The organism is Salinivibrio costicola subsp. alcaliphilus (assembly GCF_001996185.1).
GTDB lineage: Bacteria > Pseudomonadota > Gammaproteobacteria > Enterobacterales > Vibrionaceae > Salinivibrio > Salinivibrio costicola.
In genome coordinates this window covers 1-2,382 of sequence record NZ_MUFR01000086.1, presented here as the reverse complement: position 1 = coordinate 2,382, position 2,382 = coordinate 1, and the positions used below count along the sequence as shown (strand labels likewise).

1 rRNA gene is annotated in these 2,382 nt (G+C 53.5%); it reads left to right on the top strand.

The features are described from left to right. Positions 1-2,353 (top strand): 23S ribosomal RNA (locus tag BZJ21_RS15170); the annotation flags it as partial. Between the last annotated feature and the right edge of the window lie 29 nt (positions 2,354-2,382).

The following is a 2,382-nucleotide window of genomic DNA, read 5'->3' as shown; positions in this document are numbered from 1 at the left end:
TGGGGTGACCGCGTACCTTTTGTATAATGGGTCAGCGACTTAATGTTAGTAGCAAGGTTAACCGCATAGGGGAGCCGTAGGGAAACCGAGTCTTAACTGGGCGTGTAGTTGCTAGCATTAGACCCGAAACCGAGTGATCTAGCCATGGGCAGGTTGAAGGTTGAGTAACATCAACTGGAGGACCGAACTCACTAACGTTGAAAAGTTAGGAGATGACCTGTGGCTAGGGGTGAAAGGCCAATCAAACTCGGAGATAGCTGGTTCTCCCCGAAAGCTATTTAGGTAGCGCCTCGGACGAACACTACTGGGGGTAGAGCACTGTTAAGGCTAGGGGGTCATCCCGACTTACCAACCCTTTGCAAACTCCGAATACCAGTAAGTGCTATCCGGGAGACACACGGCGGGTGCTAACGTCCGTCGTGGAGAGGGAAACAACCCAGACCGCCAGCTAAGGTCCCAAAGTTATCGCTAAGTGGGAAACGATGTGGGAAGGCTCAGACAGCCAGGATGTTGGCTTAGAAGCAGCCATCATTTAAAGAAAGCGTAATAGCTCACTGGTCGAGTCGGCCTGCGCGGAAGATGTAACGGGGCTAAGCGATACACCGAAGCTGCGGCAATGTCCTTATGGATATTGGGTAGGGGAGCGTTGTGTAAGCCGTTGAAGGTGTGCTGAGAGGCATGCTGGAGGTATCACAAGTGCGAATGCTGACATGAGTAACGATAAAGGGGGTGAAAAACCTCCTCGCCGGAAGACCAAGGGTTCCTGTCCAACGTTAATCGGGGCAGGGTAAGTCGGCCCCTAAGGCGAGGCCGAAAGGCGTAGTCGATGGGAAACGGGTTAATATTCCCGTACTGCTACTTACTGCGATGGGGGGACGGAGAAGGCTAGGTGGGCCTGGCGATGGTTGTCCAGGTTCAAGGGTGTAGGCTGTAATCTTAGGCAAATCCGGGATTACGTACGGTCGAGACCCGATGTCGAGCCACCAAGGTGGTGAAGTCATTGATGCCATGCTTCCGGGAAAAGCCTCTAAGCTTCAGGTAAGTAGGAACCGTACTCCAAACCGACACAGGTGGTCGGGTAGAGAATACCAAGGCGCTTGAGAGAACTCGGGTGAAGGAACTAGGCAAAATGGTACCGTAACTTCGGGAGAAGGTACGCTGCCCACGGTGAAGTCCCTTGCGGATGGAGCTATGGGCAGTCGCAGATACCAGGTGGCTGCAACTGTTTATTAAAAACACAGCACTGTGCAAAATCGAAAGATGACGTATACGGTGTGACGCCTGCCCGGTGCCGGAAGGTTAATTGATGTGGTTATCGCAAGAGAAGCCATTGATCGAAGCCCCGGTAAACGGCGGCCGTAACTATAACGGTCCTAAGGTAGCGAAATTCCTTGTCGGGTAAGTTCCGACCTGCACGAATGGCGTAATGATGGCCACGCTGTCTCCACCCGAGACTCAGTGAAATTGAAATCGCAGTGAAGATGCTGTGTACCCGCGGCTAGACGGAAAGACCCCGTGAACCTTTACTACAGCTTGGCACTGAACATTGAGCCTACATGTGTAGGATAGGTGGGAGGCTTTGAAACGGCGACGCCAGTTGTCGTGGAGCCATCCTTGAAATACCACCCTTGTATGTTTGATGTTCTAACTTAGCCCCCTAATCGGGGGTGAGGACAGTGCCTGGTGGGTAGTTTGACTGGGGCGGTCTCCTCCCAAAGTGTAACGGAGGAGCACGAAGGTGGGCTAATCACGGTCGGACATCGTGAGGTTAGTGCAATGGCATAAGCCCGCTTAACTGCGAGAGTGACGGCTCGAGCAGGTACGAAAGTAGGTCATAGTGATCCGGTGGTTCTGAATGGAAGGGCCATCGCTCAACGGATAAAAGGTACTCCGGGGATAACAGGCTGATACCGCCCAAGAGTTCATATCGACGGCGGTGTTTGGCACCTCGATGTCGGCTCATCACATCCTGGGGCTGAAGTCGGTCCCAAGGGTATGGCTGTTCGCCATTTAAAGTGGTACGCGAGCTGGGTTTAGAACGTCGTGAGACAGTTCGGTCCCTATCTGCCGTGGGCGTTGGATGATTGAGGGGAGCTGCTCCTAGTACGAGAGGACCGGAGTGGACGAACCGCTGGTGTTCGGGTTGTGTCGCCAGACGCATTGCCCGGTAGCTAAGTTCGGCACAGATAAGCGCTGAAAGCATCTAAGCGCGAAGCTGGCCCCGAGATGAGTCATCCCTAGAGCTTCGAGCTCTCTAAAGGGTTGTCGTAGACGACGACGTTGATAGGCAGGGTGTGTAAGCGCTGTGAGGCGTTGAGCTAACCTGTACTAATTGCCCGTGCGGCTTAACCATACAACACCCAAGAGGTTTTGGGTTGGACT